The 23273-nt window shown below is 68.5% G+C and carries 19 protein-coding genes; 4 read left to right on the top strand and 15 right to left on the bottom strand.

The features are described 5' to 3' along the window. Positions 1–39: 39 nt before the first annotated feature. Positions 40–924 carry a UTP--glucose-1-phosphate uridylyltransferase GalU gene (gene galU / locus H0X90_RS06655; RefSeq protein WP_077191054.1) on the top strand — a complete coding sequence of 295 codons (885 nt, stop codon included), beginning with the start codon at positions 40–42 and terminating at the stop codon, positions 922–924. A gap of 52 nt (positions 925–976) precedes the next feature. On the opposite strand, the gene H0X90_RS06650 is transcribed toward galU, so the two are convergent. The 7 genes from H0X90_RS06650 to H0X90_RS06620 form a co-directional block, all read right to left on the bottom strand. Then, positions 977–1591, bottom strand: a complete 615-nt coding sequence (locus tag H0X90_RS06650; protein WP_077191055.1) for a DUF4136 domain-containing protein — start codon at positions 1589–1591, stop codon at positions 977–979. 37 nt (positions 1592–1628) lie between these two features. Next, positions 1629–4016 carry a CHASE2 domain-containing protein gene (locus H0X90_RS06645; protein ID WP_006490408.1) on the bottom strand — a complete coding sequence of 796 codons (2388 nt, stop codon included), beginning with the start codon at positions 4014–4016 and terminating at the stop codon, positions 1629–1631. 10 nt (positions 4017–4026) lie between these two features. Further along, positions 4027–5388, bottom strand: a complete 1362-nt coding sequence (locus tag H0X90_RS06640; protein ID WP_048988915.1) for a FecR domain-containing protein — start codon at positions 5386–5388, stop codon at positions 4027–4029. Next, on the bottom strand, positions 5385–6089 hold the full coding sequence (locus H0X90_RS06635; protein ID WP_006490421.1) for a response regulator transcription factor: 705 nt from the start codon (positions 6087–6089) through the stop codon (positions 5385–5387). The genes H0X90_RS06640 and H0X90_RS06635 overlap by 4 nt, the downstream gene beginning before the upstream one ends. Positions 6090–6356: 267 nt before the next feature. After that, a complete protein-coding gene (locus tag H0X90_RS06630; protein ID WP_034200673.1) occupies positions 6357–6791 on the bottom strand; it encodes a hypothetical protein in 435 nt (144 codons plus the stop codon). 241 nt (positions 6792–7032) lie between these two features. After that, positions 7033–7260, bottom strand: a complete 228-nt coding sequence (locus tag H0X90_RS06625; RefSeq protein ID WP_006402122.1) for a sulfurtransferase TusA family protein — start codon at positions 7258–7260, stop codon at positions 7033–7035. Between the two features lie 117 nt (positions 7261–7377). After that, a complete protein-coding gene (locus H0X90_RS06620) occupies positions 7378–8313 on the bottom strand; it encodes a LysR family transcriptional regulator (protein WP_006497756.1) in 936 nt (311 codons plus the stop codon). Positions 8314–8423: 110 nt separating this feature from the next. Between H0X90_RS06620 and H0X90_RS06615 the strand changes: the two genes are divergently transcribed. After that, positions 8424–9944, top strand: coding sequence for a CoA-acylating methylmalonate-semialdehyde dehydrogenase (locus tag H0X90_RS06615; RefSeq protein ID WP_006488924.1), 1521 nt, complete (start codon positions 8424–8426; stop codon positions 9942–9944). Positions 9945–10001: 57 nt separating this feature from the next. Here H0X90_RS06615 and H0X90_RS06610 read toward each other — a convergent pair whose 3' ends face one another. The 8 genes from H0X90_RS06610 to H0X90_RS06575 all read right to left on the bottom strand — a co-directional run bounded on the left by H0X90_RS06610 (position 10002) and on the right by H0X90_RS06575 (position 19026). After that, positions 10002–10886 carry a MurR/RpiR family transcriptional regulator gene (locus tag H0X90_RS06610; RefSeq protein ID WP_006488922.1) on the bottom strand — a complete coding sequence of 295 codons (885 nt, stop codon included), beginning with the start codon at positions 10884–10886 and terminating at the stop codon, positions 10002–10004. 294 nt (positions 10887–11180) lie between these two features. Further along, positions 11181–12353, bottom strand: a complete 1173-nt coding sequence (locus tag H0X90_RS06605; protein WP_077191056.1) for a Gfo/Idh/MocA family protein — start codon at positions 12351–12353, stop codon at positions 11181–11183. 32 nt (positions 12354–12385) lie between these two features. Then, positions 12386–13312, bottom strand: a complete 927-nt coding sequence (locus tag H0X90_RS06600) for a TIM barrel protein (RefSeq protein ID WP_077191057.1) — start codon at positions 13310–13312, stop codon at positions 12386–12388. A gap of 39 nt (positions 13313–13351) precedes the next feature. Next, positions 13352–14365 (bottom strand): Gfo/Idh/MocA family protein, encoded by a 1014-nt coding sequence (locus H0X90_RS06595; protein WP_077191058.1) that lies wholly within the window; start codon positions 14363–14365, stop codon positions 13352–13354. Positions 14366–14439: 74 nt separating this feature from the next. Further along, entirely contained in the window at positions 14440–15351 is a 912-nt protein-coding gene (locus H0X90_RS06590) for a sugar phosphate isomerase/epimerase family protein (RefSeq protein ID WP_006497761.1), read from the bottom strand. Positions 15352–15394: 43 nt separating this feature from the next. Then, positions 15395–16420 carry an ABC transporter permease gene (locus H0X90_RS06585; protein WP_034200677.1) on the bottom strand — a complete coding sequence of 342 codons (1026 nt, stop codon included), beginning with the start codon at positions 16418–16420 and terminating at the stop codon, positions 15395–15397. A gap of 27 nt (positions 16421–16447) precedes the next feature. Next, complete coding sequence (locus H0X90_RS06580) at positions 16448–18031, bottom strand: sugar ABC transporter ATP-binding protein (protein WP_012492539.1); 1584 nt, start codon at positions 18029–18031, stop codon at positions 16448–16450. A gap of 68 nt (positions 18032–18099) precedes the next feature. Beyond that, positions 18100–19026, bottom strand: a complete 927-nt coding sequence (locus H0X90_RS06575; protein WP_012492538.1) for a sugar ABC transporter substrate-binding protein — start codon at positions 19024–19026, stop codon at positions 18100–18102. 317 nt (positions 19027–19343) lie between these two features. Between H0X90_RS06575 and iolC the strand changes: the two genes are divergently transcribed. Together iolC and iolD are read left to right on the top strand one after the other, a co-directional pair. Beyond that, positions 19344–21299 (top strand): 5-dehydro-2-deoxygluconokinase, encoded by a 1956-nt coding sequence (gene iolC / locus H0X90_RS06570; RefSeq protein ID WP_077191059.1) that lies wholly within the window; start codon positions 19344–19346, stop codon positions 21297–21299. Positions 21300–21345: 46 nt separating this feature from the next. Further along, positions 21346–23229 carry a 3D-(3,5/4)-trihydroxycyclohexane-1,2-dione acylhydrolase (decyclizing) gene (gene iolD, locus H0X90_RS06565; RefSeq protein ID WP_006494057.1) on the top strand — a complete coding sequence of 628 codons (1884 nt, stop codon included), beginning with the start codon at positions 21346–21348 and terminating at the stop codon, positions 23227–23229. Positions 23230–23273 lie beyond the last annotated feature (44 nt).

The raw sequence follows: 23273 nt of genomic DNA, 5'->3' as shown, positions 1-23273 counted from the left end.
ACCGTCTGACAAGTCGATTACAGGAATAAAGGTTCGATCATGTTGAAAGTCACCAAGGCGGTATTCCCCGTTGCCGGTCTCGGCACGCGGTTCCTCCCGGCAACGAAGGCGAGCCCGAAGGAGATGCTGCCGGTCGTCGACAAGCCGCTGATCCAGTATGCGGTCGAGGAAGCGATCGCGGCGGGCATCACCGAGATGATCTTCGTCACCGGGCGCAGCAAGCGCGCGATCGAGGATCACTTCGACAAGTCGTACGAGATCGAGGCCGAACTCGAGGCGCGCGGCAAGGAAAAGCTGCTCGAACTGGTGCGCAGCATCAAGCCGAGCCACGTCGACTGCTTCTACGTGCGCCAGCCGGAGGCGCTCGGCCTCGGCCACGCGGTGCTGTGCGCGGAAAAGCTCGTTGCCGACAACCCGTTCGCGGTGATCCTCGCGGACGACCTGCTCGACGGCAACCCGCCGGTGATGAAGCAGATGGTCGACGTGTTCGACCACTATCACAGCTCGGTGATCGGCGTCGAAGAGATCCCGCCGTCGGAGACGAAGTCGTACGGCATCGTCGACGGCAAGGAATGGGAAGAGTCGATCGTCAAGATGTCGGCGATCGTCGAGAAGCCGGCGCCGGAAGTCGCGCCGTCGAACCTCGGCGTGGTCGGCCGCTACATCCTGAAGCCGCGGATTTTCGAGCACCTGCGCGCGCTGAAGCCGGGCGCGGGCGGCGAGCTGCAGCTCACCGACGCGATCCAGGCGCTGCTCGCCGACGAACAGGTGCTGGCCTACAAGTATCAGGGCACGCGCTACGACTGCGGCAGCAAGCTCGGCTACCTGAAGGCGACGGTCGAATTCGCGCTGCGCCACCCGGAAGTCGGTGCGGAGTTCGAGACGTACCTGCGCATGCGCGACGGCGCTCAACCGACCGTCTGAACGCGGCAAGGGCGCGCCCCGGCGGGCCCGCCCTCACCCCACGGCCACCGCTTCAGCGCGCGTCGGCCGGCTTCACCGAGACGACGCCCGGCATGCCGCCCGCGTCGTCTTTTTTCGTCTTGACCAGCCAGCCGCTGCCGTCGCCGAACGGCACCTTCGCCAGCGCGCTCTTCACGAGCGCCGGCGCGGCCTGCTGCGTGCCCGGATCGCGGTCGCGCAGCGAGGCCGATACGCGATAGACGTCGGCGCCGGATTTCGCATCGACGAAACGCAGCGTCAGCACGTGGCGGTACACACGCCCCATGAACGGCAGCGCGAGCGGCGCGGGCCCGTCGACCGTCACGCAGGCGCTGCTCGCCGCGCCGCACCGCTCGGCGATCGCCGCGACCGCCGCCGGCTGCGTCGCATACGCGATCGACAACCGGTAACGCGCGTCCTTGAGCGGCTGCGCATCGAAGCCGCGGCGCGCGAGCTCGTCGCGCACGAGCGTCTCGATCTGCCGGTACTCGGCATCGCCCGCCTGTGCGGCCGTCCGCACGAAATCGTAGCCGTACGCACCGGATGCAAATGCATTCGGCTGCCCGACCGCGCTCACGCCGGTCGTCACGCCGGCGCAACCCGTCAACAGCGACGCCGCCAGCGCGGTCGCTGCCCATTGCTTTCTCATGACTTTCCCCAAATGCCTGCCGTCGCGCCCGGCCCTGTCAGGCGGACGGCTCGTCGATCGCGGGCAGCGACACCGTCACCGCGGTGCCGACACCCACTTCGCTGTCGACCGACACGCTGCCCCCATGGCGCGTGACGACCGTCTTCACGAACGCCATGCCGAGCCCGGAACCCGAGATTTCGGGCCGCTCGCCGGCATGGAATCGCTTGAAACGCTCGAACAGATGCCGCTGATCTTCCGGCGCAATGCCGTACCCCTGATCGCGAATCGTACAGAACATCCGCTTCGATGCGTGCTCGACCGTCAGCGTACACGTGATCACCGTGTCGGACGGACTGTATTTGACCGCATTGTTCAGCAGGTTCACGAAGGCGCGCGTGATCAGCGAACGGTCCGCGCGCACCCAGCACATGTCGGTGCCCACGCCGGTCTCGACGCGGATGTGTTTCGCCTGCGCCTGCGGCCACACCTCGTCGCTCGCATCGATCAGCACGTCGACGAGGCTCGTCACCTCGAGCTGGTACGCCTGCGACTCGGCGCGCGCCAGCTGCACGAACTCGTCGGCGAGCGACAGCGCGCGGTGCGCATAGCGCTCGATCCGCGCGAGCAGCCCGCGCATCGCGTCGCTCTCGACGCGGTCGCGCTCGATCTCGACCAGCGCGAGGATCGACGACTGCGGCGAGCGCATGTCGTGCGACAGCAGGTGCAGCGCTTCCTCGCGCTGCCGCTCGGCCGCGTGCAGCTCGGTCACGTCGACGAGGCCGGCAATCCAGCCGGTCACGCGCCCTTGCGCGTTGGTACACGCCGCGTAGCGTAGCAGATGGTCGAGCCCGTCGCGATCGCGCACCTCGATGCCGCGCGCCATCGCGTCGTGCTCGGCCTCGAGCGTCGGATCGAGCACGGCCGGCCAGTGCTCGCGGATCGCCGCGTCGTGCTCCGCGTTGCCGTCGACGGTCTTCATGAACGTCAGCTCGCCAAGCGCGGTGCGCAGCGGCCGCCCTTCCGGCAGCGGCAACGCGAGCCGCGACCCGTAGCGTTTCGCGGCATGGTTCGCGATCAGCACGGTGCCCGCGAGATCGGTCACGAAGATCGGCTCGGGCATGCTGTCGAGGCTGTCCCACACGAAGCGCTTCATGTCCTGCACGCGCTGCGCGGCCTGCGCCATCAGCGCCATCTGCCGCTCCAGCACGTCGCCGCCGACGCTGCGCGTACGCGGCGCCTCCGGCAGGAGGTGCGGTTCGTCGGCAAGCTTCTGCAGCTCGCGACGCAGGTACGACATCGTCATTTCGAGCCGCCGCCAGTTCCAGATCGGGTAGACGGCAATCAACCCGAAGATCGCCGGCGCCGGCGTGAGCCAGATGCGCGCCTCGAACAGCAGCACGAGGCTCGCGACGACGGCGAGCGCGGCCAGGCTCAGCGTCAGCAGCAGCGCGCGCCACGGCGACAGCATCAGGAAGCCGCCGAGCAACACGGCGAGCGGCAGCAGCGACGCGACGAACAGCCCCGCGCGCGACGCGGGCGAGATCGCGCTGCCGGTTGCCAGCATGTCGAGCACGTTCGCATGAATGTACACGCCGGCGAGCGGGCCGAACTCGCCGGACACCGGCGTCGCGAAGCGGTCGTACAACCCCGACGCGGTCACGCCGACGACGACGATCTTGCCGCGCAGCGCGTCGGGCTTCACGCGCCCTTCGAGCACGTCGTCGAACGACAGCGTCGGATACGCGGGCGTATTGCGGCTGAACGGGATCAGGTAGCGGCCGTCGCCCGCCGCATCGCGCGACAGGTCGTGCGCGTTCGCGCCGGGCACGCCGCCGACCGGGTGCAGCCGGCCGGCCTGGATCGCCCGATAGACGGGCACCATCAGCTGCGGCCAGCGCACGCGCCCGTCGCTTTCGAACAGCGCGACGCTGCGCACGATGCCGTCGCGATCGACTTCGAGATTGATATGGCCGAGCCCCGTCGCGCGCGCGGCGAGCGCGGCGACCGGCGGATCGACCGAGCGCGTGCCGTCCGCCTGCTCGGGGCTCAACAGCACCGGCAGGAAAGTCGGCACGCGGCTCATCGCATCCGCGAACGTGCGATCCTCCGGCGACGGTTCGGTAAACAGCACGTCGTAGACGACGGCGGCCGGCTGCGCGCGCGCGAGCGTGTCGAGCAGCCGTGCATGCACGTCGCGCGGCCACGGCCAGCGACCGAGCGCGGACACGCTCTGGTTGTCGATGTCGACGACGACCACGTCGGGCGACAGCGGCAGGCTGCGCAGCATCAGCAGCCGGTCGTAGATCAGCCCGTCGACGCTCGACGACAGGCGGCCGAGCGCGCACGCGAGAATCACCGCGATCCCGAGACAGCCGATCGCGATCCATTCGATCAGGAAGCGGCGGCCGAGGCGCCGCCGCGGAGAAACGGAGTCGGGTTTCATGCGCCGCGGGTCAGCGCGACAACGTGAACGCGCTGACCGGACTGGTCTTCTCGTAGAACTTGCCGCCTTCGAATTCCTCGACGGTCACGGCCCAGAAATAGTCGCCCGGCGGCAGGTGCGCGACGGTGATCTGGCGCGCGTGCAGGCCGACCTGGTCGACGACCGGCGCGCTCAGGTCCTTCGAGCGCGACAGCACGAACCGGTAACGCGCGCCCTTGCCCGAACCGTTCGGCGACCAGCGGAACTCGTAACCGCCCGCGCCTTGCGACGCGCTCGCGTCGAGCCCCATCACGCGGCGCTCGAACGCATAGGTGCGCGGCAGCCCTTCGAGGCCGTTCGCATCGATCGCGGCGATCCGCACGAAGTAATTCCCGTTCGGCACGTCGCGGAACACCGCACGCGGCGAATCGGTGCGCGTTTCGCGGAACAGGTCGAGCAGCCCCGCGTCGTGCGCGAGCTGCACGCGATACGCGTGCGCTTGCGGGAGCGGCGCAACGTCGAATGCGACATCGGGCTCGTCCTGCACCTTGTCGGGATGCGCGAGCGAGGGCGCGCCCAGCAGCTGGACGGGCGCACCGACCGCGCCGGACGACGTCGCGACGCTGCCGAAGTTCGCATGCACGAGGGTCGCGCCGGCCGGCTGCCGGCCGCCCGCGACGCCGACGGTGCCGTCGAGCACTTCGACGCGCGTCGCCGCATTGCCGGCCGCGTCGTAGTTCACGCGAAAACGCGTGCCGCGCACGCCGGCCACGACCGACGGCGAGCGGATCTGGAAGCGGTCGTCGCGCTTCTTCAGGTGGGTGACTTCGCTGTCGACCGAGCCGCGCGTGAGTTCGAACTCGCGATCGAGCGTGCCGGTCAGCACCGTGCGGCGCAGCGACTTCAGGTCGAGCTGGCTGTCGGGCGGCAGGCTCATGTGCGTGCCGTCGGTCAGCTCGATCGTCACGAAGCCGTTCGGGCCGGTGCGCACGCGGTCGCCTTCGGCGAGCGTCGCATCGTTCGCGAGCGGCGCGAAAGCCGCGCCGGACGCGCGCTCGGCCGTGCCCTGCACCGCGATCACGCGTGCGGTGAGCTTTTCCTTGCGCAGCCGCGCGACCGGCAGCTTCAGCGCGACGCCGGGCTGCAGGTGCTTCGGCGCCGGCACGCCGTTGATCTGCTGGAGCAGTTGCCAGTCGTCCGCGCCCTGCAGGTAGCGCGCGGCGACGTCGTACAGCGTGTCGCCCGCCTGCGTGCGATAGACGACCATCTTCCCCGCGGCGGCGGGCGGCTGCGCCGCGGCCTGCTGCGCGGTGAACGCCAACGCGACCGCGCAGGCGGCGCGCAGCGCCGCCGTGCGCACACTCGCCGTGCGCTGCGTGATTCGCATGGTCACTCCGGTTCCCCCTGGCCGACCCGCTCGAGCCGGTAGCCGTACCCGTAGATCGGCGCCAGACGGTAGCCGTTTTCGGGCCGCAGGCCGAGCTTGGTGCGCAGCATCGAAATATGCGTATCCATCGTGCGCGACGGGATGTCGGTCGCCTGCTTCCACACGAGGTCGAGAATGTGCGCGCGCGACAGCGGCCGGTCGAGATGCTGGAACAGCAGCAGCGCGAGCTCGAATTCCTTTTGCGTGAGGCTCACGGCCTTGTCGCCGACGTACGCCTGCTTCAGGTTCACGTCGAAACGGAACTGGTCGAATTCGCGGACGGTCGCCTCGGCGTTGACCGGATACGCGCGGCGCAGCAGCGAACCGATGCGCGCGCGCAGGATCGGGCCCGACACGGGCTTGACCACGTAGTCGTCGGCGCCGGCGTTGAGGATCTGCGTGATCCCCGCCTCGTCGTCGCGGCTCGTCATGAAGATGATCGGCAGGCTGTGCTCGGTCTGATTGGCGCGCACCCACTTGAGCACTTCCTCGCCGGACATGTCGGGCACGTTCCAGTCGAGCACCAGCAGATCGAACGTCTCGCGCTGCAGGCGCTTCTTCAGGGCCTTGCCTTCCTTGAACGCATAGCACGTATGGCCAACGGCCGTCAGCGTTTGACTGACGAAATCCGTCTGGGCCGGATCGTCATCCAGTACAGCAATTCTCATAGCACCCCGCAAATCGAAGTCGATTCGTCCATCCGGCTCCCGCGCCTGCCCCGGCCGCGCAGCCTGCGCGCGGCGTCCGGATACCGGCCGGCGAGCCGTCGTTCGCCGCTTGCGCCACCTGCGCAAACCGGCGACCCCGGTCAAATATCTCAAAAACGGGGCACGGACGAACCGGCGATTTCATCATAGTAGTATGAAATTCGCCAAGAAATTGCGCGGACTATCGCCCTTTCTTCGAATAATCCTTTCTGTTGCGCAACCGGGCGCCTATTCGGCGCCCGCGATGCCGGCCACCGGCTCGGCAAAATCGTCGATCGGCATGCGTGGCGACGGCGACTCCGACAGCGGCGGTTGCGCAAGCATCCGCTGCAGCTGGTCGCGCACCCGCTCCCAGGCATGGGCCGCATAGTCGGGCTGGCCTGCCGCCCATGCCTGCGCCAGATCGAACACGCGTTCGATCGTCGCACCGCAGTAGGTCAGGCCGGAGCCGTCGTCCCGCGCGGCGTCACGCAGCCGTTCGTCGAGCCATTCGGCCAGCCACGGCATCTCGGCCGCGGCCGAATCCGCATACGCCTCCAGCGCGGCACGCGCATGGCGGTCCTGTTGCGGATCGAGCTCGATCCGGCTCAATTCCGAGGTGCGCACGGGCGCAATGCTTTCCGCTCCGGACGGACTTCGAAGGGTCCCTGGTCTGAAGGACATGTCCTCTCCCCGTTGTACGACGGTAGCGTCAGGCATGGCCCCCGTGCCCGCCGTACGACGTACCGTGGCCGGCGCCTCCGCTGGGAGCGGACGACCGGCCGGGTCAGTATACGCAGCCGGTCACGCAACGAGGTTTAAGAATTGTCAGAGAGGGGCGCCCGGCTAGGGGCGCCCGGTCAGGTGCGGCCGGTCAAGCGCGCCGGCCAGGAGCCCGGCGCGGCGGGACGTGCGACGCGCGCCGTCAGCGGCGACGCATCAGGAACACGAAGGTCTTGTCCTGGGTCGTCGATTCGACGATCTCGTTGCCCGTCTGCTTCGCGAACGCGGCGAAATCGCGCTGCGAGCCCGGATCGGTCGCGAGCACCTTGAGGATCTGCCCGCTTTCCATATCGGCAAGCGCTTTCTTGGCACGCAGGATCGGCAACGGGCAATTGAGCCCGCGCGCGTCCACTTCCTTGTGAATCTGCATCGGCTGTCGACCTTCGAATGACGCGCCACACACGGCGCGGGAGGAAGCCGCGATTTTACCGCAGCGCCGCGGCGCCTGCCCGGCCCGCCCACGGCCGGGCGCCCGCCGGCGCCCGGCTCACGCGCCGGAAAAGCCGCCCGCGAGCCGGTCGCGCAGATGCCGCACGAGCGCGCGCACCGCGCTCGGCACGACCGGGCTGTACGGGCGGATCGCGAAAATGTGGTCGCCGAACGCGCCCGACGGCCGCCAGCCGTCGAGCAGCGCGACGAGCCGGCCGGCGTCGAGATCGCGCCGCGCGCTGAAGTCCGGCAGCAGCGCGATGCCGAGCCCGCCGAGCGCGGCCTCGCGCATCGCCTCGCTGTTGTTCGCCGCGAAACTGCCGCGCACCGGCACGCTCACGCGCTGGCGCCGGCGGCCGTCCGGCTCGAAGCTCCACGCGGCCGGCTCGTTGTCGCGCAGGTAGCACAGGCAGCTGTGATCGACGAGTTCGCTCGGGTGGCGCGGCGCGCCGCGCGCGTCGAGATAGTCGCGGCTCGCGACCAGCAGCGAACGCGTGTCGCACAGCTTCCATGCGACGTGGGTCTGCGGTGCGGTGGTCGTATGGCGGATCGCGAGGTCGAAGCCCTCCTGCGTCAGCGAATGCAGGCGGTCCGACAGGTCGAGCTCGATCTGTACGCCCGGATGCTGGCGCAGGAAATCGGGCAGGTGCGGCACGACCTGCTGGCGGCCGAGCGCGACCGGCGCCGTCACGCGCAGCAGCCCGCGCGGCTCGCCGGCGAGATCCTTCACGCGCGCGAAGTGCTGGCCGATCGACTCGAACGCGTCGCGCGTGCTGTCGACGAGCGTCTGGCCCGCATCGGTGAGCCGCACGCTGCGCGTGGTGCGGCGCACGAGCGGCACGCCGGCCGCCTTTTCGAGATCGGCGATGCGCTGGCTCATCGCGGCCTTGCTGATGCCGAGCCGCTGCGCGGCAGCGGTGAAACTGCCGGCCGCGGCCAGCACCGTCAGTGAATGGATATGCGGCCAGAGCGCCTGGACATTTTGCTGATTCATCCACCGATTATTCAGAATTCTGAACAGTGAATCAAGTTTCGCGGTCTTCTCGCGCCCTGCCGCTTTGCCTAGACTAGGTTCCGTCCACCCCCTATTCCCAGGAGACACGCATGACCACGGTTCCCGCCTATACGTCCGACGCCGACGTCGGCCACTACCTCGACGGCGCGCCCGTCGCCGGCCGCAGCGGCCGCTTCCAGGACGTCTTCAATCCCGCGCTCGGTCGCGCGGTGCGCCGCGTCGCGCTCGCCGGCAACGACGAGGTCGAACGGGCCGTCGCGTCGGCCCGTGCCGCGTTCCCGGCCTGGGCCGACACGCCGCCGATCCGCCGCGCGCGCGTGCTGCACCGCTTCCTGCAGCTGATGAACGAGCACCGCGACACGCTCGCGGCGATCATCACCGCCGAGCACGGCAAGGTGTTCTCGGACGCGCAGGGTGAAGTCGCACGCGGCATCGACATCATCGAATTCGCGTGCGGCGTGCCGCAACTGCTGAAAGGCGACTTCACCGACCAGGTCAGCACCGGCATCGACAACTGGACGATGCGCCAGCCGCTCGGCGTCGTCGCGGGCATCACGCCGTTCAACTTCCCGTGCATGGTGCCGTGCTGGATGTTCCCGGTCGCGCTCGCGACGGGCAACACGTTCGTGCTGAAGCCGAGCGAGCGCGACCCGTCGGCCGCGCTGTTCATCGCCGACCTGCTCACGCAGGCAGGCCTGCCCGCCGGCGTGTTCAACGTCGTGCAGGGCGACAAGGGCGCGGTCGATGCCCTCCTCGACCACCCGGACGTGCAGGCCGTCAGCTTCGTCGGCTCGACGCCGATCGCGGCCTACGTGCAGCAGCGCGCGGTGCAGTCGGGCAAGCGCGTGCAGGCGCTCGGCGGCGCGAAGAACCACCTCGTCGTGATGCCCGATGCGAACATCGACCAGGCGGTCGACGCGCTGATCGGCGCCGCGTACGGCTCGGCCGGCGAGCGCTGCATGGCGATCAGCATTGCGGTGCTGGTCGGCGACGTGGCCGACAAGATCGTGCCGGCCGTCGCCGAGCGCGCGCGCAAGCTGGTGATCGGCGACGGGATGTCGCCGGAAGTCGAGATGGGCCCGATCGTCACCGGCGAAGCGTTGAAGCGCATCGAAGGCTATATCGAGCAAGGCGTGAACGAAGGTGCGCAACTGGTGGTCGACGGCCGCGGGCTGCGCGTGCCGGGCCGCGAGGCAGGCTTCTTCACCGGCGGCACGCTGTTCGATCACGTGAAACCCGACATGCGGATCTACAAGGAAGAGATCTTCGGGCCGGTGCTCGGCTGTGTGCGCGTGAAGGATTTCGGCGAAGCGGTCGACCTGATCAACGCGCACGAGTTCGGCAACGGCGTGTCGTGCTTCACGAGCGACGGCGGGATCGCGCGCGAATTCGCGCGGCGCATCCAGGTGGGGATGGTCGGCATCAACGTGCCGATTCCGGTGCCGATGGCATGGCACGGCTTCGGCGGCTGGAAGAAGAGCCTGTTCGGCGACATGCACGCGTACGGCGAGGAAGGCGTGCGCTTCTACACGCGCCAGAAGTCGGTGATGCAGCGCTGGTCGTCGAGCATCGGCAAGGGCGCCGAATTCGCGATGCCGACCGCGAAGTAAGCCGGCCGGAGCGCCCTCCGCCGCCGCGTTCGGCGGGCGGCGCACCGGCAGCCGGGATCAACCGGCCTTCGTGCCGTGCGCGCCGTCGGCGGTCGGCAGGTACGACAGCTCGAGCCGGTACGCGAGCGCGACGAACAGGCTCTGCGCGAGGCCCATCGTGGCCGTCAGTGCACGAAAACCGAACGTCGCGCTGTCCTGCACCATCAGCGTCACTTCCGCCTCCCGCGCGAGCGGGCTCATCCGGCTGTCGGTGATCGCGATCAACCGCGCGCCGCGCTGCGCGGCCTGCTGCGCGACCTGCACGGTCTCGTCCGCATACGGCATGAACGAGATCGCGATCATCACGTCGCCCTCGCGCACCGACCGGATCTGGCCGAGATGCATGCTGCCGAGCGCGCTGAACAGCCCGATGCGCTTGTCCGTGTGCTGCAACGCATAGTCGAGATACACGGCGATCGGGAACGCGCGCCGCGACCCGGCGATCCAGATCGCCTGCGTATCGGCGAGCAGGTCGACGGCCTGCGCGAGCGCCTGCGAATCGAGCGTCTGCCGCAACTGCTGCATCCCGGCAATGCTGCCCTTGATGAATTCGTCGGCGATCTGTTCGGGCTGCAGGCTCGACGAGCCGGCCTCGATCACGTCGCGCAGCCGCAGGTTGTACGCGCGCCCCGGCGCGATCTGCTGCGCGAGCCCTTCGCGGAACAGCCGCTGCATCTCGGAGAACCCGGAGAAGCCGAAGTGCTTCGCGAAGCGCACGACGGCCGACGGCTGCACGCCGCAGGCCTCCGCGAGCGACTGGATGCCTTCCAGCCCAAGCTGGTCCCGATGCGTTTCCACGTGGCGCGCAATCACCTTCAGGCGATTGCTGAGGCCGTCGTACTCCTGCGTCAGGTGCTGCAGGAACGCCTCGACGGTGGCGGGAGGTTTCTCGGATGAACTCATCGGATAGCGCGAAGTTGACGGCCCCGGTGCGCGCGCGTGGCTGGCCGGCACGGCCCGGGGCTCGACTGGATACATGCATGAAGGGCGAATTTAATCACGTTTGCGGCACGGCCCGCGCCGCCTGCTCGCTCCCACGCGCTCGATCATCACTTGCACACGCTCCACGGCAAGACTGAAAACGATTGTCCAACGCGCTCGCGGCGTCGTAAAGATTAGGGCGTCTACCGAGGCCGGCGGTCGCGAACAAACGCGACCAAACGCGACGACGCGCGGCGCAGCCGGCCCGCCCCCGTTTCAACGATAGTCGACCCACACGCTGCCCGCATCGGCCGAACGCACGCAATTCTCGACCCACCGTACGCCCTCGACACCGGCGTGCACGTCCGGAATACGGATGGCCTTCACCGCCGCCATGTCGCCGCGATCGGCCGCGTCCATTGCGAGCGCGAAGCGCGCGTAGAGGTTCGACCAGGCCTCGAACAACCCTTCCGGATGCCCGGCGCCGATGCGGTCTTCGCGCAATGCGTGCGGATGGAGGTACGGCATCCCGCGATCGAGCACCTGCGCGGGCTGCCCCTGGATTTCGTAGCGCAACTGGTTCGGATGCTCGTCCCACCATTCGATGCTCGCCTTCGAGCCGATCACGCGCACCTTCTGCCCGTGCATCGAGCCGGCATTCACCGCGCTCGACCATACGTAGCCGATCGCGCCGGTGTCGTATTCCATGATCGTGAACGCGTTGTCCTCGAGCGGCGCGCGGCTCTTCACGAAGCTCTGCCGCGAACACATCAGCCGCCGGATCTTCAGTGCCGGCGCCATCACCTCGGAGATGTACAGCGGATGCGTGCCGATGTCGCCGAGCACGTAGCTCGGGCCCGCGAACTTCGGATCGACGCGCCAGCGCGCGGCCGCGCTCGCGGCCTCGACGCCCTCGCTGTGGAAGCCGTGCGCGAACTGCATCTGCACGATGCGGATCTCGCCGAGATCGCCGCGCGCGATCATCTCGCGCGCCTGTTCGATCATCTGGTGTCCGGAATAGCCGTACGCGACGCCGACGATCCGGTTCTTCTCGACCGACAGACGCTGCAGCGCCTCGGCCTCTTCGGTCGTGAAGCACAGCGGCTTCTCGCAGACCACGTGCAGCCCCGCGTTCAGCGCGGCGCGGCAGATCTCGAAGTGCGTGTTGTTCGGCGTCGCGATCGACACCGCACGAATGCCGTCGGGGCGACGCGCCTCGGCGTCGAACATCGTCGTGTAGTCGGGATAGCAGCGCTCGGCCGCGACACCGAGCTTCACGCCGAACTGGCGGCCGCGCTCGGGATCGAGGTCGAATGCGCCGGCGACCAGCTGGAAGCTGCCGTCGCGCAGCGCGGCCGACCGGTGGCTGTAGCCGATCTGGCTGCCGAGACCGCCGCCGACCATGCCCCAGCGAATCGAATGGCCAAGCAGAATCTGTCCGTCAATCATGATGGTGGTGTTCCTGGTGCGGGTTCAGGGGATCATGCAAAACCGGCCGACGCGAGAAACGCGCGGCTCGCGGCGACGTCGCGCAGGCTCGTGCCGGCGTTGCGCGGGTCGCGCTCCTGTTCGATCGTGATGTAGCCCGCGTAGCCGATGTCGACGAGCGCCTGGCGGATCGCCGGGTAGTCGAGCACGCCGGTGCCGATCGGGCACATCACGCCGCGCGCGCAGGCCGCGAAGAACGCGATGTGCTCGCCCATCACCGCGTCGTATACGGCCGCGTCGATATCCTTGAAGTGCACGTAGTCGAGCCGTGCCGCATGGCGGCGCAACCACGTTTCGGGGTCCATGCCCGAGTAATACAGGTGGCCGGTGTCGAGACACAGGCCCGCCGTGTCGGCCGGCATATCGGCGACGATCCGGTCGATCTCGTCCGCGAACTCGATGTAGCCACCCGCATGCGGATGGATCACCGCGCGCACGCCGAACTCGTCGCGCGCGATCGTCGCGATCTGCCGGATATGCTCGACCATCCGCGCCCAGCGCTCGGCGGACAGCCGCGGCGCGCGATCGCCGTGGCCGGCCGCGTAGTCGCGTTCCTCGTGGCCCCAGTCCATCACGACCAGGTATGGCGCCGCGTAGCGCTGGCCGTCCTGCGTCGGCAGCTTCGGCAGTTGCGTGATCAGCGCGCAGATGTCGCGCGTCTGGCGCAGCAGGTTCGGCAGGTTCTCCGGCGACACGAGATCGTCGAAGATCGTGCCGGCCGTGATGCTCAGGCGTTGCCGTTCGAGCTCCGCGCTCACCGCGTCGAGATCGAGCGGGATGTAGCCGTACGGCCCGAGCTCGATGCCCGAGTACCCGGCCTGCGCGGCCTCGGCGAGCACGTGCCGCCACGGCGGCAGGTGCGGGTTCTTCACGTCGTCGACGCCCCAGCAGCACGGCGCGCAGCCAATCTTCATCGTCATGTCGGTCGGTCCGGCAAGTAAGCGGCGCGCAGCCGCGGGTCAGCCGCGATAGAACGCGGGGCGCTCGGCCATCGCGATCGGCTCGACCGCGCCGCTCTGCTGGGCCCGCACGCACGCGTCGGCCGCGACCGCCGCCGCGTAGCCGTCCCACGCGGACGGCCCGGTCAGCGCGCCCTGCCGCACGCCGTCGATGAACGCCTGCAGTTCGACGTCGTATGACGCGATGAAGCGCTCCTTCCAGTCGGTCATGATCTCGACCGACTGCCGCGCCGCATGCTTGAGCCCGATGGCCGGCGGATCGGGCAGCTTCGCGATGCCCTGCTCGCCGACCACCTCGCACTGGATGTCGTAGCCGTACTGGCAGTTCACGAAGATCTCGACGTCGATGCGCACACCGCTCGCGGTCTCCAGCAGCACGATCTGCGGATCGGCGAGATGCGCGCTCGCATGGCGCGTCTTCTTCGGATAGACGACCTGCGCGCTCGTGTAGTCCTCGCCGAGCAGCCAGCGCAGCACGTCGAGTTCGTGGATCAGCGTGTCGGTGATCGCCATGTCGGTCGTGTAGCGCTCGCCGACCGACTGGTTGCGGTGCGCGCAATGCAGCATCAGCGGCGCGCCGATCTGGCCGCTGTCGATCACGCGCTTGAGCGCGCGATAGCCTTCGTCGTACGGCCGCATGAAGCCGACCTGCACGAGCCGCTTGCCGTGCGCGACTTCCGCCTCGACGATCCGCATGCAGCCGTCGGCCGTGACGGCCAGCGGCTTCTCGCAGAACACCGGCTTGCCGTGCGCGATCGCGTCGAGCACGAACGCTTCGTGCGTCGGCCCCCACGACGTGACGAGCACGGCCTGCACGTCGGCGGCCGCGACCACTTCGTGGCCGTCGCCGTATATCTCGGCGTCGAGCCCGTACTTCGTCACCGCGTCGCGCGCCTGCTGCGGATCGATGTCGTTGACGGCCACGACGCGCGCGCCGGACAGCGTGCGGGTCAGTCTGCGAATGTGGTCCTGGCCGATCGCGCCGCAGCCGATCACGCCGATTTGCAAGGTCATGCAGTTCTCTCCAGTCGTTCGTTCATCAGCGGCGCGGCCCGTGCCGCGCCGGTCAGTCATCGGTCATCAGCCGTTCAGCGCGCGGTGCGATCGAAATGGCGATCGACGTAGCGCTGGATGGTGTCGCGCATGTAGCGCGACGACGCTTCCGCGCGGTCTTCCCACGCGAACACGCACGACGACATCACGCCGTCGAAACCGGCCGCGCCGAGCGCGCGGAAAAACACGTCCCAGTCGATCTCGCCCTGCCCGATGTCGAGATGCTGGTGCACGCGGATCTGGTTCGAGCCGGGCGGGTTCACGATGTAGCGCAGCTGGCTGCTCTTGCGGTGGTCGAACGTGTCGGCCACGCGCACGTGCGCGAGGATCGGCGCGGCCTGCGCGATCATCGCGGCCATGTCGTCGCCGTAGTAGAACGTGTGCGGCGCGATGTACGACAGCTTCAGCGACGGCGAACCGAGATTCGTGACGATGTCGATCGCCGGCTGCAACTGCTCGATCCAGTCCTCCGGATGCGGCTCGACCGACAGCACGATGCGTTCGCGCTCGAGGATCGGCAGCAGCTCGTCCATCGAGCGGAACCACGCGGCCTCGCACAGCTCCTTCGGGTTCGCGCCCGGCCGCTCGCCGACCGAACGCTCGGGCGACGCGCCGCGCCCGAACTCCGACACCATCAGCGGGCACTCCATCTCGACTGCCACCTCGATCGCCTTCTTCCAGCAGCGCACCGCCCATTGCCGCTCGTCGTCGAACGGGCTTGCCCAGCGGTACATCGGCTGCAGCGACGCGAGGCCGACGCCGCTCGCGCGCAGCGCCTGGCGGAACGCGGCCATGCGTTCCCGCGTCGCGCGCGGCATCACCCACCAGTCGAGAAAGTCGCTGCGCGGCGACAGCTCGATCTGGTCGTAGCCGAGCTCGGCCACCGCGTGCGGCAGCCGGTCGAGCGGCAGGTGGCGAATCATGTAGGGGTCCAGCGCGATCTTCATCGGGTGTCCTATGCGAAGTCTGATTTCGGGATCACGCGCGCGCTCAACGGCGCGACTTCTTGTTGCGGTACTGGTCGGCGATCACGGCCGCGACGATGATCGCGCCCTTCACCATCTCCTGGTAGTACGCGTCGATGCGGATGAACGTGAAGCCCGACGTCATCACGCCGAGGATCAGCACGCCGATCACGGTGCCCGTCACGCGGCCGAGGCCGCCCGACAGCGACGTGCCGCCGATCACGACGGCCGCGATCGCATCGAGCTCGTACATCACGCCCATGCCCGACTGGCCGGAGATCGCGCGCGCGGCCGTCACGGTGCCGGCGATCCCGCTCAGCAGGCCCGCGATCGCATAGACGAACACCAGGTGCCGCGTGACGTTGATGCCCGACACGACGGCCGCATGGCGGTTCGCGCCGATCGCATAGGTGTACTTGCCGAAGCGCGTATAGCGCAGCACGACGTGGAAGATCGCGGCGATCACGAGAAAGATGATCACCGGGTTGGCGCCCGCGCCGATCGCCGCGAACTGGTCGGTCAGCATCGACACCGGCATCCCGTTGGTGAACCACTTCGCGAAGCCGCGCGCGGCGACCATCGTGCCGAGCGTCGCGATGAACGGCGGGATGCCCGTCATCGCGATCAGCGAGCCGTTCAGCAGGCCGACCAGCAGCCCGACGCACACGCCGGCCAGCACCGGCCAGATGATCGGCAGGTCGGTGAGGTGCGGAAACACCGCGCGCGGGAAGTCGGACACCTGCGCGAGGCTCGCCGACACGACGGCCGCCGCCGCGACGACCGACCCCGACGACAGGTCGATCCCGCTGGTGATGATCACGAGGTTCACGCCGACCGCGATGATGCCGATCACGGCCATCTGCAGCACGATGATCTCGAGCCGCTCGGTATTGAACAGGAAGCTCTGGCCGACGACGATCCAGCCGACGATCTCGAAGAACAGGCTGATGCCGACCAGTACGAGGAAGATGCTCAGTTCGGGCGGCCACTTCGTATGCCGCGACTTGAGTGTCATGGTCTGCGCATCCGCGACCGGGTTCAGGTTGCCCATTTCAGTTGTCTCCAATCTTGTTTCGGCTCAGCGCGACGCGAGATCCATGATGCGGACCTGGTCGGCGTCCTTGCGATCGACGATGCCGGTCATGCGCCCTTCGTGCATCACCATCACGCGATCGCTCATCCCGAGCACTTCCGGCATTTCGGACGAGATCATCAGCACCGCGACGCCCTTGCCCGCGAGCGCGCTGACGAGCCGGTGAATCTCGGCCTTCGCGCCGACGTCGATGCCGCGGGTCGGTTCGTCGAGAATCAGGATGCGCGGCTGCGTGAGCAGCCACCGGCCGATCAGCACCTTCTGCTGGTTGCCGCCCGACAGGTTCTGGATTTCCTCGTGCAGCCCGGGCGATTTCACGCGCAGCATCCGGCTCATTTCCTCGCAGTCGCGCTTCAACTGCGCCTGCTGCACGAAATTGAACTTCACGTAGCGGTGGCTGAGCACCGCCGCTTCCATGTTCGCGAGCAGGTCGAGATTCAGGAAGCAGCCGGAATCCTTGCGGTCCTCGGTGAGGAACGCCATCCCGTGCTTCATCGCCTGCGCGGGCGTCGCGATCCGCACCGGCTTGCCGTCGATGCGGATTTCGCCCGAGGTGGCCGGCACGACGCCGAACAGCGCCTCCGCGACGTTCGAGCGCCCCGAGCCGACGAGGCCGGCGACGCCGAGGATTTCGCCCGCGCGCAGCTCGAAGCTCACGTCGCGGAACACGCCGTCGACGCAGAGATCCTTCACCGACAGCACGACGTCGCCGATCGGCACGTCCTCCTTCGGGAACATCTGCGTAATCTCGCGCCCGACCATCATGCGGATGATGTCGTCGCGCGTGACGTCGCTCGACGCATGCGTGCCGATGTACTTGCCGTCGCGGAACACCGAGAACTCGTCGGCGATCTCGAACAGCTCGTTCATCTTGTGGGTGATGTAGACGATGCCCTTGCCCTGCTCGCGCAGCTGGCGAATGATCCGGAACAGGTGCGTGACTTCCTTGTCGGTCAGCGCGGAGGTCGGCTCGTCCATGATCAGCACGTCCGAGTCGAACGACACGGCCTTCGCGATCTCGACCATCTGGCGGCTCGCGACCGTCAGCGTGCGCACGTCGGTTTCCGGATCGATGTCGATCGACAGCCGCTCGAACAGCGCGGCCGTGCGGCGGCGCAGCTCGGCGTGATCGATCAGGCCGAAGCGGTTCTTCGGTTCGCGGCGGATCCAGATGTTCTCCGCGACCGTCATGTACGGCATCAGGTTGAGTTCCTGATGGATCATCGCGATCCCGCGGTCGAGCGCGTCGAGCGGGCCGTTCAGCACGACCGGTTCGCCGTTGATCAGGATTTCGCCCTGGTCGGGCGTGTAGACGCCCGCGATGATCTTCATCAGCGTGGACTTGCCGGCGCCGTTCTCGCCCATCAGCGCATGAACGGTGCCGCGGCGCACGCGGAACTGCACGCCGTCGAGCGCGACGACGCCGGGAAAGGACTTGCCGACCCCGCGCACCTCGAGCACGCAGTCGGCCGCGGAAGGCGGCGGCGAACCGGACGCGCCGGCCGCCCCGGACGAAGCGGCCGGCGCGTCGCCGGCGGCCATCGGGCGCGCGATCCTGGCTGTAAACATGGACGTTCCTCGACAAGTCGCGCGCGAACCCGGCGTACCGGGCCCGCGCAGTTCAACGGAAAAACCGGTCAGTGCTTCGCGTACTGGTTCATGTTGTCGGGCGTCACGAGCTCGAACGGCACGTTCACGTAGCGATCGACGGGCTGCTTCTTCGCGAGCTTGAGCGCCGCGGCCACCGCCTGCGCGCCCTGCCCGGTCGCGTTCTGGTACACCGACACCTTCAGCTCGCCGGCCTTCATCGCGGCAAGCCCGTCCGGCGTCGCGTCGATGCCGGCGACGACGGTCTTCGGCGTGAGCTTGCGCGCGGCCTTCAGCGCGTTGATCGCGCCGATCGCCATTTCGTCGTTGTTCGACACGATCGCGTCGAACTTGGTCCCGGAGCTCAGCCAGTTCATCGTGATGTCCTGGCCCTGCGTGCGGCTCCACTTGCCTTCGCGCTTGTCGACGATCTTCATGCCCGCGCAATCCTTCGTCGCGATCACGTCCTCGATGTCCTTGGTGCGGGCGCGCGCCGATTCGTTGGACAGCTCGCCCATCAGCACGAGGATGTCGCCCTTGCCGCCGAGCAGCTTGCACACCTGGCGCGCCTGCAGCGTGCCCGACTGCTTTTCGTCGGAGGCGACGACCGCGACGCCGGCCGGCAGCTTGTCGAAATCGACCGGCTTGCGGTTCACGTAGACGAGCGGGATCTTCGCGGCGGTCACCATCTTCGTGATCTTCGGCGTCGCGTCGGTATCGACCGCGTTCACGATGATCGCGTCGACCTTCTGCGCGATCATGTTCTGGACCTGGCTCAACTGCTTGCCGACGTCGTTGCCGCCGTCCTCGATCTGCACCGTCGCGCCGTCCTTCTTCGCCGAATCGGCGATGCTGTTGCGCAGGATGGTCAGGAATGTGTCGTCGAACGATGCCATCGTCACGCCGATCTTCTCGGCATGCGCGAGCGGCGCAGCCAGGATCGCGGCGGCCGCGACGGCCATCAGCTTGGTCTTCATGATCAATCTGTCTCCTCATCTCCGGGGGGCGGAAGACGGCGCGTTGCGCGCCGCCGGGCCGAGTCCGATCGGGTCCGATCGGGACTGAAGCATCCGGATGAAACTGTAGATCACTTCCTCGAAAATTTGGAAATTTATTTCTACGTGATTTCACCTAGGGAACTGGATTTCCAAAAAGTCTAGACTCCGTTCCGTAGCCCGAATCCCGGCGACAGGCAGCCTCGCGTCGTGCAGCACCTGCTGCGGACAGCCGTCGCGGGATCGGTCCCCTAATCTGCCGGCAGCGCCGAACGCCGGCCGCGAGCGTGACACGTGATATGAGCCTGCTGAACTTTCCGAGTGACCGCCCCATCGATCTCGCCTGCCTCGGCCGCGTGGCCGTGGATCTCTATGCGCAGCAGTACGGCAGCCGCCTCGAGGACGCGCGCAGCTTCCAGATGTATCTCGGCGGCTCGTCGGGCAACGTCGCGTTCGGCGTCGCGCGGCTCGGGCTGAAGACCGCGATGATTTCGCGCGTCGGCGACGAGCAGATGGGCCGCTTCCTGCGCGAGACGCTCGAGCGCGAAGGCTGCGACACGAGCCAGTTGCAGACCGACCGCGAGCGCCTCACCGCGCTGGTGCTGCTCGGGCTGAAGGATCGCGATACGTTTCCGCTGCTGTTCGTGCGCGAGAACTGCGCGGACATGGCCGTGCGCGCCGACGAGATCCGCGAGGACTTCATCGCCGGTTGCCGCGCGCTCGCGATCACCGGCACGCATCTGTCGACGCCGGGTACGCGCGAGGCGTCGCTGACCGCGTTGACGTATGCGCGCAGCCACGGCACGGTGCGCATCCTCGACATCGACTACCGGCCGGTGCTGTGGGGACTGACCGCACGCGGCGCCGGCGAAAACCGCTACGTGCCCGACGCGCAGGTGACGCGGCAGTTGCAGCAGGTGCTCGGCGAATTCGACCTGCTGGTCGGCACGGAGGAAGAATTCCTGATCGCGGGCGGCGTGCCGCACGACCTGATCGGGTCGTTGCAGGCGGTGCGCGCGATCACGAACGCGACGCTGGTCGTCAAGCGCGGTGCGCTCGGCTGTTGCGTGATCGAAGGCGACATTCCGGCCAGCATCGACGCTGCGCCGACCTTTCTCGGCGAGCGCGTCGAGGTGCTCAACGTGCTCGGCGCGGGCGACGCATTCCTGTCGGGCCTGCTGTCGGGGCTGCTGCGCGGGCGCGACTGGGCCGAATCGACGCGCATCGCGAACGCGTGCGGCGCGATCGTCGTGTCGCGCCACGCGTGCTCGGCCGCGATGCCGACGCCGGCCGAACTCGCGCACTGGTTCGACGGCAGCCGCAATCCGGTAGTCGATGCCGACCGCACGCTCGCGCACCTGCATCGCGTGACGGTGCCGCGCCGCGACTGGGACGACCTGTGCGTGATGGCGTTCGACCATCGCAGCCAGTTCTACGAGCTCGCGGTGCAGGCCGGCGCGGACGAAGCGCGGATCAAGACGCTGAAGCGCCTGCTCGTGCGCGCGGTCGAACAGGTCGAGCGCGATCGCGGCATCGCCGGCCACGTCGGCGTGCTGATCGACGGCGGCGCGTACGGCAGCGACGCGCTCGCGTCGGCCACCGGGCGCGGCTGGTGGGTCGGCCGTCCGGTCGAGCTGCCGGGCTCGCGCCCGCTGCGGTTCGACGACACGCGCTCGGTCGGCTCGTCGCTCACGCACTGGCCGACCGAACAGGTCGTGAAGTGCCTGGTTCACTATCACCCCGACGACCCCGTCGACCTGCGCGTCGAGCAGGAGCAGCGCGTGCTGGAACTGTGGGAAGCCACGCGTGCGAGCGGCAACGAGCTGCTGCTGGAGATGATTCCGCCGCGCGCGGTCACGCCGGCCGGCACCGAGGACGACGCGGTGCTGCGCACCGTCGCGCGCTTCTACAACCTCGGCGTGAAACCCGACTGGTGGAAGCTCACGCCGCTCACCGCCGACGGCTGGACGCGGCTCGCCGCGCTGATCGCCGAGCGCGACCCGCATTGCCGCGGCGCGGTGATCCTCGGGCTGAACCAGCCGCTGCAATACCTCGTCGACAGCTTCCGCTCGGCGACCAACCCGATCGTCAAGGGCTTCATGGTCGGCCGCACGCTGTGGGCCGATGCGTCGCTGAACTGGTTCGCGGGCCGGATCGACGATCAGGCGCTGATCGACGAAGTGGCCGGCAATTTCGCGCAACTGGTCGACGCGTGGCTCGGCCGCCGGGCCGCCGCCCGCGCCGCCGCGGCCTGATGCCTCCGTTCGTGACGACCACCCGACTTCTCTCTATCGACCGACGATGACCACCACCGTAAGACTGACCGTCAGCCAGGCGCTCGTGCGCTACCTGGCCGCCCTGCGCGCCGAAGTCGTCCAGCCCGACGGCCGCACCGAGATCCTGCCGTACTGCGGCGGCGTATTCGCGATCTTCGGCCACGGCAACGTGGCCGGGCTCGGCGAAGCGCTGCACGCGGAGAAGGACCGGCTGCCGACGTTTCGCGCGCACAACGAACAAGGAATGGCCAACGCGGCCGTCGCGTTCGCGAAGGCGAATTTCCGCCAGCGGATGATGGCCGCGACGTCGAGCATCGGCCCCGGCGCGACCAACATGCTGACCTCGGCCGCGCTCGCGCACGTCGGCCGCCTGCCGCTGCTGCTGCTGCCCGGCGACGTGTTCGTGTCGCGGCTGCCCGACCCCGTGTTGCAGCAGGTCGAGGATTTCGAACAGGGCGACGTCAGCGCGAACGACTGCTTCCGGCCCGTGACACGCTACTTCGACCGCATCACGTCGCCCGAGCAACTGCTCGTCGCGCTGCCGCGCGCGATCCAGGTGATGACCGATCCCGCGCAGTGCGGCCCCGTCTGTCTCGCGCTGCCGCAGGACGTGCAGACCTTCGCGTACGACTGGCCCGAGGCGTTCTTCGCGCCGCCGCTGATCCGGATGCGCCGCCCGCCGGCCGACGCGCTCGAGCTCGCCGATGCGCTCGACGTGCTGAAGGCCGCGAAGAAGCCGCTGATCGTCGCGGGCGGCGGCGTGCTGTACAGCCAGGCGTGGGACGCGCTGCGCGCGTTCGCCGACACGCATGGCGTACCGGTCGCCGAATCGCAAGCCGGCAAGGGCAGCCTCGCGTGGGATCACCCGCTGAACCTCGGCTCGATCGGCGTGACGGGCTCGCCCGCCGCGAACCGCGCGGCCGCGCAGGCCGACGTCGTGTTCGCGGTCGGCACGCGGCTGCAGGATTTCACGACCGGTTCGCACGCGCTCTACGGCGACGCGACGCTGCTGAGCCTGAACGTGCAGCCGTTCGACGCGGGCAAGAAACGCGGCCGGCAACTGGTGGCCGATGCGCGCACGGGCCTCGGCCAATTGTCGGCCGCGCTGGCCGGCTGGCGCGCCGACCCGGCGTGGACCGCCGCAAGCCGCGACCAGGCCGCCGCGTGGAACGCGCGCGTGACGGAGCTGACCACGCGGATTCCGACGGACACGCTGCCGTACGATGCGGAAGTGATCGGCGCGGTGCGCGACTCCGCGGCCGACGCGGGCCTCGACAGCGCGCGCGACGATCTCGTCGTGTGCGCGGCCGGCACGCTGCCGGCGGAGTTGCACAAGCTGTGGCGCAGCGGCGTGCCGGGCAACTACCACATGGATTACGCGTATTCGTGCATGGGCTACGAAGTCGCGGGCGGCCTCGGCGCGAAGCTCGCGCGGCCCGAGCGCGAAGTGATCGTGATCGTCGGCGACGGCTCGTACATGATGCTCAACGCCGAACTCGCGACCTCCGTGATGCTCGGCCGCAAGCTGATCGTCGTGATCCTCGACAACCGCGGCTACGGCTGCATCGAGCGGCTGCAACTGAATTGCGGCGGCGCGAGCTTCAACAACATGCTCGACGACTGCGTGCCCGAAGGCGGCGAACGCTCGACGATCGACTTCGCGATGCACGCGCGCGCGATGGGCGCCGAAGCCGTGCACGTGCGCGACATCGGCGAATTGCGCGACGAAATGAAACGCGCCCGCGCGGCGAAGAAGAGCCAGGTGCTCGTGATCGACACCACGCACCGTCGCACGACCGACGACGGCGGCGCATGGTGGGAAGTCGCGGTGCCGCAGGTGTCCGAACGCGCGGGCGTCGTGGACGCACACCGCGCGTATCTCGACGCGAAAACCCGCCAGCGACGCTGAGCCGCCCCCTTTCCATCGGCCGCGCCGAGACAACAACATTCGAA

It is taken from the genome of Burkholderia sp. 9775_39 (assembly GCF_015712225.1).
GTDB lineage: Bacteria > Pseudomonadota > Gammaproteobacteria > Burkholderiales > Burkholderiaceae > Burkholderia > Burkholderia cenocepacia.
The sequence above is the reverse complement of the archived record's forward strand: the minus strand, read 5'-3'. Positions and strand labels throughout refer to the sequence as shown.

Bases quoted from the DNA above. Each gene is read 5' to 3' on its own strand.
- H0X90_RS06595 (WP_077191058.1), bottom strand. From the start codon at position 14,365: ATGACCTTGCAAATCGGCGTGATCGGCTGCGGCGCGATCGGCCAGGAC.
- H0X90_RS06585 (WP_034200677.1), bottom strand. From the start codon at position 16,420: ATGGGCAACCTGAACCCGGTCGCGGATGCGCAGACCATGACACTCAAG.
- H0X90_RS06625 (WP_006402122.1), bottom strand. From the start codon at position 7,260: ATGCAGATTCACAAGGAAGTGGACGCGCGCGGGCTCAATTGCCCGTTG.
- H0X90_RS06605 (WP_077191056.1), bottom strand. From the start codon at position 12,353: ATGATTGACGGACAGATTCTGCTTGGCCATTCGATTCGCTGGGGCATG.
- H0X90_RS06610 (WP_006488922.1), bottom strand. From the start codon at position 10,886: ATGAGTTCATCCGAGAAACCTCCCGCCACCGTCGAGGCGTTCCTGCAG.
- H0X90_RS06600 (WP_077191057.1), bottom strand. From the start codon at position 13,312: ATGACGATGAAGATTGGCTGCGCGCCGTGCTGCTGGGGCGTCGACGAC.
- H0X90_RS06615 (WP_006488924.1), top strand. From the start codon at position 8,424: ATGACCACGGTTCCCGCCTATACGTCCGACGCCGACGTCGGCCACTAC.
- iolD (WP_006494057.1), top strand. From the start codon at position 21,346: ATGACCACCACCGTAAGACTGACCGTCAGCCAGGCGCTCGTGCGCTAC.
- galU (WP_077191054.1), top strand. From the start codon at position 40: ATGTTGAAAGTCACCAAGGCGGTATTCCCCGTTGCCGGTCTCGGCACG.
- H0X90_RS06620 (WP_006497756.1), bottom strand. From the start codon at position 8,313: ATGAATCAGCAAAATGTCCAGGCGCTCTGGCCGCATATCCATTCACTG.
- H0X90_RS06630 (WP_034200673.1), bottom strand. From the start codon at position 6,791: ATGTCCTTCAGACCAGGGACCCTTCGAAGTCCGTCCGGAGCGGAAAGC.
- H0X90_RS06590 (WP_006497761.1), bottom strand. From the start codon at position 15,351: ATGAAGATCGCGCTGGACCCCTACATGATTCGCCACCTGCCGCTCGAC.
- H0X90_RS06650 (WP_077191055.1), bottom strand. From the start codon at position 1,591: ATGAGAAAGCAATGGGCAGCGACCGCGCTGGCGGCGTCGCTGTTGACG.
- H0X90_RS06645 (WP_006490408.1), bottom strand. From the start codon at position 4,016: ATGAAACCCGACTCCGTTTCTCCGCGGCGGCGCCTCGGCCGCCGCTTC.
- H0X90_RS06635 (WP_006490421.1), bottom strand. From the start codon at position 6,089: ATGAGAATTGCTGTACTGGATGACGATCCGGCCCAGACGGATTTCGTC.
- iolC (WP_077191059.1), top strand. From the start codon at position 19,344: ATGAGCCTGCTGAACTTTCCGAGTGACCGCCCCATCGATCTCGCCTGC.
- H0X90_RS06575 (WP_012492538.1), bottom strand. From the start codon at position 19,026: ATGAAGACCAAGCTGATGGCCGTCGCGGCCGCCGCGATCCTGGCTGCG.
- H0X90_RS06580 (WP_012492539.1), bottom strand. From the start codon at position 18,031: ATGTTTACAGCCAGGATCGCGCGCCCGATGGCCGCCGGCGACGCGCCG.